Annotated in this window: 11 protein-coding genes, 2 rRNA genes, 1 pseudogene and 1 riboswitch; of the genes and pseudogenes, 13 read left to right on the forward strand and 1 reads right to left on the reverse strand. The window is 40.2% G+C overall.

Annotated features, from left to right (window positions below):
* The 3 genes from J2Z40_RS07065 to tnpA form a co-directional block, all read left to right on the forward strand.
* Positions 1 to 96 (forward strand): 23S ribosomal RNA (locus J2Z40_RS07065); the annotation flags it as partial.
* 195 nt (positions 97 to 291) lie between these two features.
* Positions 292 to 408, forward strand: a 5S ribosomal RNA gene (gene rrf, locus J2Z40_RS07070).
* A 168-nt stretch (positions 409 to 576) separates the two neighbouring features.
* Positions 577 to 1,059: an IS200/IS605 family transposase gene (tnpA, locus tag J2Z40_RS07075; protein ID WP_066400602.1), complete on the forward strand. Its 483-nt coding sequence runs from the start codon at positions 577 to 579 to the stop codon at positions 1,057 to 1,059.
* A 553-nt stretch (positions 1,060 to 1,612) separates the two neighbouring features.
* On the opposite strand, the gene J2Z40_RS07080 is transcribed toward tnpA, so the two are convergent.
* Positions 1,613 to 3,445 carry a hypothetical protein gene (locus J2Z40_RS07080; protein ID WP_066400603.1) on the reverse strand — a complete coding sequence of 611 codons (1,833 nt, stop codon included), beginning with the start codon at positions 3,443 to 3,445 and terminating at the stop codon, positions 1,613 to 1,615.
* A 311-nt stretch (positions 3,446 to 3,756) separates the two neighbouring features.
* On the opposite strand from J2Z40_RS07080, the gene J2Z40_RS07085 reads away from it, so the two are divergent.
* The 10 genes and pseudogenes from J2Z40_RS07085 (at position 3,757) to purF (ending at position 13,131) form a co-directional block, all read left to right on the forward strand.
* A complete protein-coding gene (locus J2Z40_RS07085) occupies positions 3,757 to 4,302 on the forward strand; it encodes a DUF2179 domain-containing protein (protein WP_066400604.1) in 546 nt (181 codons plus the stop codon).
* Positions 4,295 to 4,501, forward strand: a complete 207-nt coding sequence (locus J2Z40_RS07090; RefSeq protein WP_066400605.1) for an NETI motif-containing protein — start codon at positions 4,295 to 4,297, stop codon at positions 4,499 to 4,501. Before J2Z40_RS07085 ends, J2Z40_RS07090 begins: the two co-directional genes overlap by 8 nt.
* 89 nt (positions 4,502 to 4,590) lie before the next feature.
* Positions 4,591 to 4,692: riboswitch (purine riboswitch) on the forward strand.
* 155 nt (positions 4,693 to 4,847) lie between these two features.
* Entirely contained in the window at positions 4,848 to 5,336 is a 489-nt protein-coding gene (gene purE, locus J2Z40_RS07095) for a 5-(carboxyamino)imidazole ribonucleotide mutase (protein ID WP_066400607.1), read from the forward strand.
* A complete protein-coding gene (gene purK / locus J2Z40_RS07100; RefSeq protein WP_180316822.1) occupies positions 5,323 to 6,477 on the forward strand; it encodes a 5-(carboxyamino)imidazole ribonucleotide synthase in 1,155 nt (384 codons plus the stop codon). Before purE ends, purK begins: the two co-directional genes overlap by 14 nt.
* A gap of 3 nt (positions 6,478 to 6,480) precedes the next feature.
* A complete protein-coding gene (gene purB, locus J2Z40_RS07105) occupies positions 6,481 to 7,773 on the forward strand; it encodes an adenylosuccinate lyase (protein ID WP_066400609.1) in 1,293 nt (430 codons plus the stop codon).
* Between the two features lie 106 nt (positions 7,774 to 7,879).
* A pseudogene (gene purC / locus J2Z40_RS07110) lies at positions 7,880 to 8,606 on the forward strand (phosphoribosylaminoimidazolesuccinocarboxamide synthase).
* Positions 8,594 to 8,848: a phosphoribosylformylglycinamidine synthase subunit PurS gene (gene purS / locus J2Z40_RS19745; protein WP_066400610.1), complete on the forward strand. Its 255-nt coding sequence runs from the start codon at positions 8,594 to 8,596 to the stop codon at positions 8,846 to 8,848. The pseudogene purC and the gene purS overlap by 13 nt, the downstream one beginning before the upstream one ends.
* Positions 8,845 to 9,531, forward strand: a complete 687-nt coding sequence (purQ, locus tag J2Z40_RS07115; RefSeq protein ID WP_066400611.1) for a phosphoribosylformylglycinamidine synthase subunit PurQ — start codon at positions 8,845 to 8,847, stop codon at positions 9,529 to 9,531. Before purS ends, purQ begins: the two co-directional genes overlap by 4 nt.
* Positions 9,515 to 11,731 carry a phosphoribosylformylglycinamidine synthase subunit PurL gene (gene purL, locus J2Z40_RS07120; protein WP_066400612.1) on the forward strand — a complete coding sequence of 739 codons (2,217 nt, stop codon included), beginning with the start codon at positions 9,515 to 9,517 and terminating at the stop codon, positions 11,729 to 11,731. Before purQ ends, purL begins: the two co-directional genes overlap by 17 nt.
* Positions 11,716 to 13,131, forward strand: coding sequence for an amidophosphoribosyltransferase (purF, locus tag J2Z40_RS07125; protein WP_066400613.1), 1,416 nt, complete (start codon positions 11,716 to 11,718; stop codon positions 13,129 to 13,131). Before purL ends, purF begins: the two co-directional genes overlap by 16 nt.
* The last annotated feature ends 292 nt before the right edge of the window (positions 13,132 to 13,423 follow it).

Raw genomic sequence — 13,423 nt, forward strand, 5'->3', positions numbered from 1 at the left:
TAAGACCCCTGAAAGATGATCAGGTTGATAGGTTTGGGGTGGAAGCGTGGTGACACGTGGAGCTGACAAATACTAATCGGTCGAGGACTTAACCAAATTAGAAAAGCGAAGGCGACTGTTCAACTTCGAGAGGCGTTGGAGAGCCGGTACTGCAAATCCCGCATTTGGATTTGTAGGGACGGATCGAAACGACCGAGAAGTTAGGAGCCGTAGCTGGACAGAAAATGATTACTCAAACATTCTTCTTTCACATTATCTAGTTTTGAGGGAACAAACCTCAACTTAAATAGGTCTAGTGGCGATAGCGAAGAGGTCACACCCGTTCCCATCCCGAACACGGAAGTTAAGCTCTTCAGCGCCGATGGTAGTTAGGGGCTGTCCCCTTGTGAGAGTAGGACGTCGCTAGGCAAATGAAAAGAGTACCGAATCGGTGCTCTTTTTTTATTTGTAAAATGAAAACCCTAGGCTAGGCCTAGGGTTCTAAAAAGCTTCCAGCGTGGTATTAAAAAAACTCCCCTTTGGTGCTAAAATATTTTTGGTTCGCCAACCAAAATATCAGCATACGGAGGAGTTTTAATGTCAAAAGACACTAATAGTTTAGCACACACAACTTGGAATTGTAAGTATCACATCGTGTTCGCACCGAAGTACAGAAGACAAGTAATTTATGGGAAAATCAAAAAAGATATTGGAGAAATACTTCGCACTCTTTGTGAAAGAAAAGGAGTAGAGATCATCGATGCAACTGCGTGTAAAGACCACGTACATATGTTAGTAAGTATTCCCCCTAAGTTAAGTGTATCTGCATTTGTAGGATATTTAAAAGGAAAAAGTAGTTTAATGATATTCGATCGTCATGCAAATCTGAAATATAGATATGGGAACCGAAAGTTTTGGTGCACTGGATATTATGTAGATACGGTGGGTAGAAATAAAAAAGTGATAGAGCAATATATACGTAATCAAATACAAGATGACATAGTCGCGGAGCAATTAAGCATGATGGAATATCTTGATCCATTCACAGGTGAAGAGGTAAAGAAAAAGAAACGAAAGTAAGTAGGAGGCCTTTGAGGTCTGGCCAGTAAAAGTAGTACGCAAGGCGAACCGTTCAGTAGCCCTTTAGGGTTTGGTCAGTAACAAAGGCTTTCAGCCGTAGAGCAAACCACCCGTTATCACGGGTGGTTTTGACTTAGATTTTGTTATAACTTATAACTGTATGTTGATTTTACGATGTTCGAAAAATAAGCGGAGAAACTCCGGCTATTTTAGGAAATACCTCTATTTTCTTAAAAATAAGCGGAGTTTTTCCGCTTATTTGATCAAAATCAATGGATTTTGTCTTATTTAGAGATTATAACCGGAATTTCTCCGCTTATAATCTCTTTTTTAGCTTCCAAATTCATATTAAGCGGAGTTTTTCCGCTTATATATCTGCTTCTTTGGTTTTTCTCTTTATATATTGGGCGAAAGTCCTCCGTCTAATTTTAAATCAGTAAAAGGTAAAAGCAAGTGCCAATAAATTTTAGGAGTCTTTTCAATTGCCAGCGCTTTTTGAATGTAAGTAGTTTCCCCTTAATAATAGTCTTGTCCATCTACTGAAAGACTTTCATTATTTCTTCTTAAGGTAAGGGTAAGACAATATTAATCCGAGCAAATAGATAAGAACTAAAAAGTATACAGGCAGTAAATGAATGAAAGTCGTATATCCAATATATAGATGTGTTCCAATTCCTGCTATAAAAGCTGGCAATGCACCTAAGCATAATGTATTCCAAACCCAGCGTTCCCCTTTTCTAAATCCCCACAAGGAAAGCGTTAGAACGAGTAACCCAACACTTATTAGAGCACTTCCAAATCCAGCCCGGTCATGTGCAATAACAGGAATTAAATTCGCACTAACTGTTTCTAATATTTCAGGTGACATGCATAAGAAGTTTAAGTCAGTTGAGACAAACACTTTGGATACACCGATCGTGGAAATAACTAAACCACCTAATAATAGTAAAAATCCAAGGAGAATAAAACAAAGCTGCCCATAAAGGCCATATTTCCATAGATGGTCATTTTCCCCATGCACAGAATATGGAGGGGTTATGGCGTTTTTACCTTCTTGAAAACTAAAATAATAGATTGGTAATAATATCACCCAAAATATACCATGTAGCCAATCGAAATAACCAAAGCCGATAAAAAGAAAAATCCCCAAAAATCCTATGATTGCTGCACTATGAAAAGCAATCTTTGTCCAATGCAAGCCATATTTAATTCCATGGCGTGCAAGCTGAGTATACAATATCCCTCCAGATATCATCGTTCCAGCAAGTGCCATTCGATCATGCGACATAAAGGATAAGATGAGTGGATTGATTTGTAAGATATCCGCTCTCGATAAACCGATAAATGATTCATCATAAGGAAGGATCACATCCGTAAATGCAAAATATAATGCTATGATCCCTCCAAATAGAATGGAGAGGCCAAACAGAAATGACCAGTGCCAAGAATGTTCTTTCATAGGATGGACTTCTTCATACAATATTCGTTCATGAATGCGTTTTGGCAACCCTGGTCCGGCATTTACATAGCCATCTGTAAGCATGACTAAATCGGCGCCAGCATGTACTAAAGCATATGCCTCATTTGGCGTCTCCACCCCACCAGAAGTAAGGATGATTAGTTCAGGATATTGTTCTTTAAACTGTGTAACCATTTTAATTAAAGATTCATTTGCATTTACGATTTCATGCCAATAGCTCCCATTTGATTGATGAGGCGCATTTAAAACAACACCAGCTACGTACTGGTTCTTCAGTAATTTCCCAAGATCGATAGTGTTATTGTCGAATTCATCAGTAGAAAATGATACATAAAAAAATCGATCAAAAGCGAATGCCTTTTGGTCGATGCAAGAAGTAAGTTGTTCACTTGTACCAATGAATGCATCGACAAAAGGGGATAAATGTTGGACAATTATTGCCCATTCCTCTTTATTTACTTGCTCATCAATCCTTGCAAATACTGGAATACGGATCGTATGTTTTATTAACTTTTTTAATGCAGATCTCAGTGGAACCTTCTCTAGTTGTTCGGAAAACTGAATATGATTACCCTTTCTCCTTGGCTCGAGCTGCTCTTCAGGTTCAGTTAATACAATCGGTCCAATTTCAACAAATCCGAAGCCTAACTCTTGAAAGACATTCATGCCAGATAAATGAGGGTCGATATGGCCATTTAATCCAATCGGAGAAGGATAATGAATATGATGAATGTCCTTCTGAAATTCATGAGGAGCTTTCATATGCCCTAAAAATCCAATCAGATTCCGGCCACCAGGAATGGATGCAATCGTACTCATGGATTTATGAATGAACTCTCGGCTTGCTTTTGGACTTATTTTATCAAGTAGCAGTTTTTTTAATGGATGATAAGACCAGTCAGGCATAAACAACACCTTCAATTCATAAATTTATGCGACTCTGTAAATATATGTATTTCGCTTTAACATTTATTCTAGCATGTTCATAACTATAAATCTGCTGCTACCTGTTTTAATTGAGAAGCTTTCAAGTGAATGTGGTGCTGATAAAAAAAGATTAATGCATGGATATTTAGGTTAATATAACATGTAATTAGAAAAATCCTAAGTTATTAGTAAATAATGGTTCGCAAATGATCAATTTTTCTGTAAAATAAGTACTCAATAGTCCTTGGCTATTTATGAATAGTCTTATTACCCTCAAAGGAGGATTTGCATTGCTCGAAAATAGTTTTATAATGGTCCTAATTATTCTTGTCATTAATATTGTGTATGTTTCTTTTTTTACTATTCGGATGATCTTGACTCTTAAAGGACAGAGATATCTTGCCGCATTCATTAGCACAATTGAAGTAGTTATTTATGTGATTGGTCTTGGGCTTGTTCTTGATAATTTGAATGAGATACAGAACTTGATCGCTTATGCGGTCGGTTATGGAATTGGTGTCGTTGTAGGAATGAAAATTGAAGAAAAACTTGCGCTAGGTTATATTACAGTGAATGTAATTACAAAAGAATATGATAAAGATCTTCCAAAGATATTAAGGGAAAAAGGGTATGGGGTAACGAGCTGGGCTGCAAATGGTTTAGAAGGAGATCGAATGTCTCTGCAAATTTTAACACCAAGAAAGTATGAATTAAAGCTTTATCATACAATTAAAGAGTTAGATCCGAAGGCGTTTATTATTGCATATGAGCCTAAAACGATTCATGGCGGTTTCTGGGTGAAATCGGTAAAGAAGGGAAAGTTGTTTCGTGAGTAAAGAAAAACAGAAAATGACTTTTGAGGTACAGGAAAATGAAACAATCGATATGTGTCTTGATAGAATAAAAAAAGCAGGCTATTTTCCTGTAAGGAGAACAGAAAAGCCCATTTTCAAAGAAGTTAAAAATGGCCCTACCATTACATATGAACCAGCGGGTCGCCAAATTACTTTTGAAGCGAGAGCCATCCAATTATAAAACACGAACAATCTGTATATTACATGTTTTATTGTTCGATTATAGGTTGACATGATTGATATAAAGTTGGTAAGATAACGATATAAGTTGCAAATGAACTGAATAGCCCTCGTATAATAATGGGAATATGGCCCATAAGTTTCTACCCGATAACCGTAAATTATTGGACTATGAGGGAAAGTCGATAAGCCCGGCGAATGTAGGTAAGTATCCTTTTCTATAAAGGAAACTCATTTCATTATGCTTATTTGTGCCCGGACAGATTGCTTTCTCTCTATGTAGAAAGGTCTGTTCGGGTTTTTTATATTTTATTTAAATAGTTTAGTAGATGAACTGGAGGAGAATCATGGAGACAAGTGTAGCTGTAATCATGGGGAGCAAGTCAGACTGGGAAACAATGAGGCATGCTTGCGAGGTACTTGATGAGCTCGAAGTTGGATACGAGAAAAAGGTTGTTTCCGCTCATCGTACTCCAGATTTAATGTTTGAATATGCGGAAGTAGCAAGAGGAAGAGGAATAAAGGTCATTATTGCTGGAGCAGGTGGGGCTGCACATCTACCTGGAATGGTCGCTGCAAAAACAACCCTTCCAGTAATAGGGGTTCCTGTTCAATCGAAAGCATTAAATGGTCTTGACTCTTTATTATCTATTGTGCAAATGCCCGGAGGAATCCCAGTTGCAACGGTTGCAATTGGAAAAGCGGGAGCAACGAATGCAGGACTGCTTGCTGCGCAAATTTTAGGTGTATATGATGCTGCCGTAGCAGATCGTTTAGAGCAGAAAAGGGCAAGAATAACACAGGAAGTGTTAGAAAGTAGTGATGAACTTGTCTAAACAGGTTATTTTACCAGGCCAAACAATTGGCATCATTGGCGGAGGGCAATTAGGGCGGATGATGGCGATTGCGGCTAAGGCAATGGGCTTCAGAATTGCTGTGCTAGATCCAACTGAAGATTCTCCATGCGGGCAGGTGGCCGACTATAAGATTATAGGTGAGTATCACAGCCTTCAATCCATTCAAAAACTTGCTGAGGTTAGTGATGTAATAACTTATGAATTTGAAAATATTCATGCAGAAGCGCTGAATTGGTTATGTAGTCATGCCTATGTTCCTCAAGGAACCTCTTTATTGGAAATTACACAGGATCGGATACGAGAGAAGGCTGCTATCCAAAATGCAGGCTTAGAAGTTGCACCTTATGGCGTAATCAAAACGCAACAGGAAATTTATGATAATATAGAAAAGTTCGGGCTTCCAGCTGTATTAAAGACTTCCAGAGGCGGCTATGACGGAAAAGGGCAATATGTTATTAAAAGTGAGCAAGAAATAAATGAGGCAGCTCAGCTTCTCGAAAAAGGCGTATGTGTGCTTGAACAATGGATTCCATTTGAAAAAGAAATTTCTGTTGTTATCTGTCGAAACAGCAATGGGGAAACGGCTGTATTTCCAGTCGGAGAAAATATTCATAAAGAGAATATTCTTCACCAGTCGATTGTGCCGGCAAGAATAACGAAGAATGCAAAAGATAAGGCAATTCAAGCAGCACAGCAACTCGCTTGTGAGCTTGAGCTCGTCGGAACATTAGCTGTAGAAATATTTCTCACAAAAGATGATCAAATTTACATAAATGAGCTGGCTCCACGGCCTCATAATTCAGGACACTATTCCATTGAAGCATGTGAAACCTCTCAATTTGAACAGCATATTCGCTCGATCTGTAACTGGCCGCTCGGTCAGACTACGCTATTAAAACCAGCAGTAATGGTTAATATATTAGGAGAACATCAACAGGGAATACTAGAAAAAATTCCTTCACTAACCGACTGGAAAATTCATTTATACGGGAAAAAGGATGCCAAATATAAACGCAAGATGGGCCATGTCACGCTTTTACGTGATTCAGTTGAAGAAGCACTAGCTGAAACTGAGAAAAGTGAGATATGGTCTGATGTGACAGAAAAGATCGGAGGATAAAACATGATTGAACGTTATACAAGACCGGAGATGGGGGCCATTTGGACGGAGGAAAATCGTTTCCAAGCTTGGCTGGAGGTTGAAATTCTAGCATGTGAGGCATGGGCGGAGTTGGGGGATATCCCTAAAGAGGATGTTCAAAAAATCCGTGAAAAAGCTTCATTTGATATTAACCGCATTAAAGAAATTGAAGAAGAAACAAGACATGATGTCGTTGCTTTCACACGTGCAGTATCAGAAACACTTGGCGAAGAGCGAAAATGGGTTCATTACGGCTTAACATCAACTGACGTAGTTGACACAGCACTTTCCTACTTAATTAAGCAAGCGAATGATATTCTTCTTAAAGACTTAGAACGCTTTGTTGAGATTTTGAAAAATAAAGCAAAAGAACATAAGCATACTGTTATGATGGGCCGTACACATGGGGTTCATGCAGAGCCGACAACTTTCGGATTAAAGCTTGCCCTCTGGTATGAAGAAATGAAGCGAAACCTTGACCGCTTTAAAGAAGCGGCAGTAGGTGTGGAATTCGGTAAAATTTCTGGAGCAGTTGGAACGTATGCAAACATCGATCCATTCGTTGAACAATACGTATGTGAAAAGCTTGGCCTGCAGCCAGCACCAATTTCAACGCAAACATTACAGCGTGACCGTCATGCGCACTATATGGGGGCACTTGCACTAGTTGCCACTTCCATTGAAAAATTTGCTACTGAGGTTCGTGGCCTGCAAAAAAGTGAAACACGTGAAGTGGAAGAGTTTTTTGCAAAGGGTCAAAAAGGCTCATCTGCTATGCCACATAAACGCAATCCAATTGGCTCAGAAAATATGACAGGGCTGGCACGCGTCATCCGTGGCTACATGATGACAGCATATGAAAATGTTTCATTATGGCATGAGCGTGATATTTCCCACTCATCTGCTGAAAGAATCATCATTCCAGATGCAACGATTGCGTTAAATTATATGCTAAACCGTTTCGGAAATATCGTGAAGAACTTAACGGTCTTCCCAGAAAATATGAAGCGCAATATGGATCGTACACTGGGTTTGATTTACTCTCAGCGTGTCCTTCTTGCCCTAATTGATAAAGGATTAACACGTGAAGAAGCATATGATACCGTTCAACCAAGAGCAATGGAAGCATGGGAAAAGCAAGTTCATTTCCGCAGCCTAATTGAGCAGGATGAAATAATTACAGCTAAGCTTACTGAAGCAGAAATCGATGATTGCTTTGACTACAACTACCATATTAAACATGTAGATACAATCTTTAATCGTTTAGGTTTATAAAAATTAAATAAGAGGTAAAGGTGTGCCTTTACCTCTTATAAAATAACCAAAAAGCACTAAAAATAGTAAAAATATTCCCAATTTTCTTGAAAAGGTGGCTTTCCAAGTGGAAAAAGGAACATTGTTATACGAAGGCAAGGCGAAAAAAGTATATCAAACAAATAATGATGACATCGTTTGGATTGAATATAAGGATTCAGCAACAGCTTTTAACGGAGAGAAGAAAGCCAGTATTGCTGGAAAAGGCCGCTTAAATAACGAGATTACTAGCTTACTATTTTCTAAGCTTCAAGCGCTTGGAATCGATTCTCACTTCATTAAAAAGCTTTCAGCAACAGAGCAGCTTGTCAAAAAGGTAGAAATCATTCCGCTTGAAACCGTTGTTCGCAATTTTTCTGCGGGAAGCTTTGCCAAGAGGTTGGGGGTAGAGGAAGGCGCCAAATTAGCACGACCGATTGTTGAGTTTTATTATAAGGACGATGCGCTTGGAGACCCGCTGCTAATAGAGGATCATATTGAAATTCTTCAGCTCGCGAATAGCGACGAAGTGGCAATTTTAAAAGAAAAAGCACTTCAAGTAAACACTGTGTTATCAGAATTATTTAAAGAGCTTGGCATCCGCCTTGTTGACTTTAAGCTAGAGTTTGGAAAAGACGAAAATGGAAACATCCTGCTTGCAGATGAAATCTCACCTGATACATGCAGGCTTTGGGATGACAAAACAAATGAAAAGCTAGATAAAGATGTATTCCGCAGAGACCTTGGAAATTTAACAGATGCATATGAAACTATTTTAGCGAGACTAAGGAGGCCAATCAGTATGTACAAAGTAAAAGTATTCGTCACTTTAAGAGAAAGTGTTTTAGATCCTCAAGGAACAGTAGTGAAAAACTCACTTCATTCGCTTAATTATAGTGAAGTGTCAGATGTTCGCATCGGCAAATATATGGAACTTACAATTGATAAGTCAGATCGCCCGGTTGATGAAGTAGTGAAGGATATGTGTGAACGCCTGCTGGCTAATGTTGTGATTGAGGATTACCGTTATGAAATTGAGGAGGCTGTTGCTCAGTGAAATTTGCGGTCATTGTTTTTCCAGGATCGAATTGTGACGTAGACATGTATCATGCTGTGAAGGATGAGCTGGGTGCTGAGGTGGAATATGTTTGGCATGACAGAAAAAGCTTAGACAAGTTTGATGGAATTCTTCTTCCGGGCGGATTTTCATATGGTGATTATCTGCGTTCGGGAGCAATCGCACGCTTTAGTAATGTCATGAAGGAAGTTGTGAAGGCGGCAGAGGCTGGAAAGCCGGTATTAGGCGTATGCAATGGATTCCAAATTTTATTAGAAGCAGGTCTTTTGCCTGGAGCAATGAAACGAAATGAAAGCTTAAAGTTTATTTGCCGCTCTGTTGAATTACAAGTGGAAAATAACAAGACGATGTTTTCATCCGCTTATGAAAGCAATGAAGTGATTACGATTCCTATCGCTCATGGTGAAGGGAACTATTATTGTGATGAAGAGACGCTAGCAAAGCTGAAAGCGAATAATCAAATTGTTTTCACATACAGTGGATCCAACCCAAATGGCAGTTTAGCAGATATCGCTGGAATAATTAATGAAAAAGGAAATGTCCTTGGAATGATGCCCCATCCTGAGCGAGCAGTAGATGAGCTTTTGGGCGGCGCAGATGGCTTGAAACTTTTTCAATCGATCGTAAAACAATGGAGGGAAGCACATGTCGTTAATGCTTGAACCAAATCCAGAACAATTAAAGGCACAGAAGGTTTACAAAGAAATGGGATTGTCGGATGAAGAATTTGCGATGATTGAAAAGATTCTCGGGCGTCTGCCGAATTATACAGAAATTGGCCTGTTCTCTGTCATGTGGTCAGAGCACTGCAGCTACAAAAACTCGAAGCCTGTCTTGAAAAAGTTCCCAACAACAGGTGAGAAGGTACTTCAAGGACCTGGTGAAGGTGCAGGGATTGTTGATATTGGTGACGAGCAGGCCGTTGTTTTCAAAATTGAAAGCCATAATCATCCCTCAGCAATTGAGCCATATCAAGGCGCAGCGACAGGGGTCGGCGGAATTATTCGTGATGTCTTTTCAATGGGTGCACGTCCTGTTGCCATGCTAAATTCCTTACGCTTTGGCGAGCTGGACAATGCGCGTACGAAGTACCTTTTTAAAGAAGTGGTTGCTGGGATTGCTGGTTATGGCAACTGTATTGGAATTCCGACAGTCGGCGGGGAAATTCAATTTGAATCAGCCTATGAAGGAAATCCATTAGTCAATGCAATGTGTGTTGGATTAATTGACCATAAGGATATTCAAAAAGGGCAGGCTCATGGTATTGGCAATACAGTCATGTATGTCGGTGCCAAAACAGGGCGTGACGGAATCCACGGGGCAACTTTTGCTTCTGAGGAACTTACAGATCAATCAGAAGAGAAGCGCCCAGCGGTTCAAGTAGGAGACCCTTTCATGGAGAAGCTTTTACTTGAAGCTTGTCTAGAGCTAGTAAAGTCAGATGCCCTTGTTGGCATTCAGGATATGGGTGCAGCAGGCTTAACAAGCTCATCCGCAGAAATGGCGAGTAAAGCAGGCTCAGGCATTGAAATGAATCTTGACCTTGTGCCACAAAGGGAAACAGGCATGACTGCCTATGAAATGATGCTTTCTGAATCTCAGGAGCGGATGCTTATTGTTGTGACAAAGGGCAGAGAGCAAGAGATTGTTGATCTTTTCTCTAAATATGATTTGGAAGCTGTTGCAATTGGCACAGTTACAGATGATAAAATGCTGCGCCTTATCCACAATGGAGAAGTTGTCGCAAATGTTCCAGCAGATGCGCTTGCAGAAGAGGCGCCTGTCTATCATAAGCCATCTCAGGAACCTGAATATTACCGTGAGTTTCAGATGATGGAAAATGATATTCCTCAAGTAGATGATTATAAGGAAACATTAATGAAATTGCTTCAACAGCCGACAATTGCAAGCAAAGAATGGGTCTATGATCAGTACGATTATATGGTTCGTACGAACACGGTTGTAGCACCTGGTTCTGATGCGGCTGTTATTCGAATCCGCGGCACACGAAAAGGGCTTGCGATGACAACGGATTGTAATTCTCGCTATATGTATTTAGATCCGGAAACAGGCGGGAAGATTGCTGTTGCTGAAGCAGCAAGAAATATCGTTTGTTCTGGCGGTGAGCCTTTAGCGATTACAGATAACTTAAACTTCGGCAATCCTGAAAAGCCTGAAATTTTCTGGCAGATTGAAAAGTCGGCTGATGGAATAAGTGAAGCTTGCCGGACATTGAATACGCCAGTCATTGGCGGAAATGTATCATTATATAATGAAACGAATGGAGCGGCTATCTATCCTACACCAGTTATTGGGATGGTCGGCTTAGTTGCAGATATTGAGCATGCTACAACGCAACACTTTAAAGAAGCAGGGGATCTTATTTATCTTTTAGGCGAAACGCAGGCTGAATTTGGTGGCAGTGAGCTGCAAAAGCTGACATACGGCAAGATTTTTGGCAAAGCACCTGTGCTTGATTTAGATAAAGAAGTGACGTACCAAAGCCAAGTATTAAAAGCTATTCGTGAGGGACTAGTTGCTTCCGCTCATGATGTGGCAGAGGGAGGATTGGCTGTTGCTGTTGCTGAAAGCCTCATTGGTTCAAAAGGTCTTGGTGCAAACATAAAAATTGCTGGAAACACAGTTTCTGCTTTATTCAGTGAATCCCAATCGCGTTTCTTGCTTTCAGTGAAAAAAGAGCATCAACAAATGTTTGAAAGTTTAGTAGATGCTAGGTTAATTGGAGAAGTAACAGATTTACCTGTCCTGCAAATGTCTTCAGAGGAAGGGTTTGAACTTGCAGAGCAGGTTGATGTATTGAAAGAGGCTTGGAAAGGAGCCATCCCATGCTTGCTGAAATAAAAGGATTGAACGAGGAATGTGGGATTTTTGGTGTTTGGGGACATTCTGAAGCTTCGCAAATTACTTATTACGGGCTGCATAGCTTGCAGCATCGTGGCCAAGAAGGCACAGGGATCGTTGTTACAGATGGGAAGAAGCTTAAGGGAAAAAAAGGCGAAGGACTTGTTACGGAAATTTTCACTTCTGAAGTAATCCAGGAGCTTGAAGGAAAAGCGGCGATTGGGCATGTTAGGTATGCGACAGCAGGCGGAGGCGGTTATGAGAATGTTCAACCCCTTCTATTTAACTCGCAAAGTGGAAGTCTATCTCTTTGCCACAATGGGAACCTAATTAATGCAAATGCTTTACGAAGCCAGCTCGAGGCTCAAGGGAGTATTTTTCAAACAAGCTCGGATACAGAAGTGCTGGCTCATTTAATTAAACGTGGAGGATTCACCTCCTTTAAAGATCGGGTGAAAAATGCACTATCCATGGTGAAAGGTGCCTATGCCTTCCTAATAATGACGGAAACGGAATTGATGGTAGCGCTTGATCCAAATGGAATGCGGCCACTATCTTTAGGGAAAATTGGTGACGCATATGTTGTCGCATCGGAAACCTGTGCTTTTGACATTGTCGGGGCAGAGTTTGTTCGTGATGTACTGCCTGGTGAACTGCTTATTATTGATGATAAAGGATTTCGTTCAGAAATGTTTGCTTTCGCTTCGAATCTTGCGATGTGTACGATGGAATATGTGTATTTTTCCCGCCCGGACAGCAGCATTAATGGCATTAATGTTCATACAGCTAGAAAAAACCTTGGCAAGCAATTAGCTATTGAAGTGCCAGTTGATGCAGATGTAGTCACTGGTGTGCCCGATTCTAGTATTTCGGTTGCAATTGGCTATGCGGAAAGCTCGGGCATTCCGTACGAAATGGGACTAATCAAGAACAAGTATGTTGGGCGTACGTTCATTCAGCCTTCACAGTCGTTAAGAGAGCAGGGCGTAAAAATGAAGCTTTCTCCTGTTCGAGGTGTGGTAGAAGGAAAAAGAGTCGTCATGGTCGATGATTCCATTGTTCGCGGAACGACAAGCAGAAGAATCGTTTCGATGCTGAAGGAAGCGGGTGCGACAGAGGTACATGTGCTAATCAGTTCACCGCCTATTAAAAATCCATGTTTCTATGGGATTGATACTTCTACAAAAGAAGAGTTAATTGCGGCTAATCATTCAGTGGAAGAAATTAGAGAGATAATCGGGGCAGATTCACTTACTTTCCTTAGTGTGGAGGGCATGGTAGAAGCAATTGGGCGAAAGGAAGACGGGGAAACCCGTGGTTCATGCCTTGCATGCTTTACTGGTAAATACCCAACAGAAATCTATCCTATCTCTTCAGAGGAAAAGGTTCCTACTGTTTAATGACATATAAAGGAAAGCGGCATTGCAAGATGTCGTTTTTCTTTTCAGAAAGTGCAGTTGCATAAACATCCTGTTTTTTTAAAAGCTCTGTTATAATTCATTGTTGATTTTCGTTTATGTAATAGGCGGAGAAATTCCGCCTATTACATAAAGAACATGTCGTAGTAGCAGAAATAAGCGGAGAAATTCCGCTTAACTGCCCTAAATTACACAAAATCCATCAATTTTGATCAAATAGGCGGAAAAACTCCCCTTATTTTTATGGAAATAGCGGTATTTCCCAATTTAGCCG

The organism is Cytobacillus eiseniae (assembly GCF_017874625.1).
In the GTDB taxonomy this organism is placed as follows: Bacteria; Bacillota; Bacilli; order Bacillales; family Cytobacillaceae; genus Cytobacillus; species Cytobacillus eiseniae.

What these genes read in the sequence shown, in the direction of transcription:
- tnpA (WP_066400602.1), top strand. Translation starts at nt 577, where the DNA reads ATGTCAAAAGACACTAATAGTTTAGCACACACAACTTGGAATTGTAAG.
- J2Z40_RS07080 (WP_066400603.1), bottom strand. Translation starts at nt 3,445, where the DNA reads ATGCCTGACTGGTCTTATCATCCATTAAAAAAACTGCTACTTGATAAA.
- purE (WP_066400607.1), top strand. Translation starts at nt 4,848, where the DNA reads ATGGAGACAAGTGTAGCTGTAATCATGGGGAGCAAGTCAGACTGGGAA.
- purK (WP_180316822.1), top strand. Translation starts at nt 5,323, where the DNA reads ATGAACTTGTCTAAACAGGTTATTTTACCAGGCCAAACAATTGGCATC.
- purB (WP_066400609.1), top strand. Translation starts at nt 6,481, where the DNA reads ATGATTGAACGTTATACAAGACCGGAGATGGGGGCCATTTGGACGGAG.
- purS (WP_066400610.1), top strand. Translation starts at nt 8,594, where the DNA reads ATGTACAAAGTAAAAGTATTCGTCACTTTAAGAGAAAGTGTTTTAGAT.
- purL (WP_066400612.1), top strand. Translation starts at nt 9,515, where the DNA reads ATGTCGTTAATGCTTGAACCAAATCCAGAACAATTAAAGGCACAGAAG.
- purF (WP_066400613.1), top strand. Translation starts at nt 11,716, where the DNA reads ATGCTTGCTGAAATAAAAGGATTGAACGAGGAATGTGGGATTTTTGGT.